Origin of the sequence: Pseudooceanicola lipolyticus, assembly GCF_002786325.1 — a bacterium.
GTDB classification, from domain to species: domain Bacteria; phylum Pseudomonadota; class Alphaproteobacteria; order Rhodobacterales; family Rhodobacteraceae; genus Pseudooceanicola_C; species Pseudooceanicola_C lipolyticus.
Genome location: NZ_PGTB01000389.1, coordinates 1 through 906 on the forward strand (window position 1 = coordinate 1; position 906 = coordinate 906).

Genomic DNA, 906 nt, shown 5'->3' on the forward strand with positions numbered 1-906 from the left:
TGGCCGCCTCGGGGCAGACCGGCTCGGCCTGGCGGCTGTGCGCCGAGACCTGCGTTGATCTTGGCGCGGTGGCGGGCCGGCCGGTGCAGATCGCGCCTTGCCCCGACGGCGCAAAAAGGGGATAGCCCGGCCCATGTTCCGCCGTTCCGCCTTTCTGCGCCGCATCGGCCCAACCTGGCGGTTGCGGCTGGTGCTGGTCACCATCGGCGCGCTGCTGTGCGGCGCGCTGGCCTGGCAGGTGATGCTGGGGCAGTTGCGGCAGGACCTGGAACAGAGCCTTCTGGTCAGCCACCGCGCGATCCAGACCGAGATCGACCGGTTTCGCTATTTGCCGCAGGTCGCCGGCGAGGATGCCCGCATCCGCGCCGCGCTGAGCCGGCCCGAGGCGCCCCAGGCCATCGAGGCGGCCAACCGTTACCTGGAGCGCATCACCGCGCAGACCGGGGCGGAACAGCTGTACCTGATGGACGACAGCGGCCTGACGCTGGCCGCGTCGAACTGGAGCGAGCCGGACAGCTATGTCGGGCATAACTACGGCTTTCGCCCCTATTTCACCGAGGCGCGCGACACCGGCAGCGGCGCGGTCTATGCCATCGGCGTCACCACCGGCGAGCCGGGCTATTTCATCTCGACCCGGGTGGACGATCCGGCCACCGGGCTGAGCGGCGTGATGGTGGTCAAGATCGACCTGCGCCCGATCGAAAAGGCCTGGGCCGAGACCGGGCAGTATATAGCTGTGACCGACCGCGACGATGTGGTGTTCCTGTCGTCGCAGCCGGACTGGCGGTATCGCCCGCTGACGCCGCTGCCCGAGGATGCCCGGGCGCGGCTGGCCTCGTCGCGGCTGTATTCCCGCGCCCAGCTGGACCAGGCGGCGCCGCTGTTGCCGGCGGGCGCCGAGCTGGG

The 906-nt window shown here is 70.5% G+C and carries 1 protein-coding gene; it reads left to right on the forward strand.

Annotation, left to right across the window (positions count from 1 at the left end; translation table 11 throughout):
* Positions 1–133 precede the first annotated feature (133 nt).
* A partial coding sequence (locus CVM52_RS26145; RefSeq protein ID WP_306372794.1) for a cache domain-containing protein occupies positions 134–906 on the forward strand: 773 nt, incomplete at its 3' end.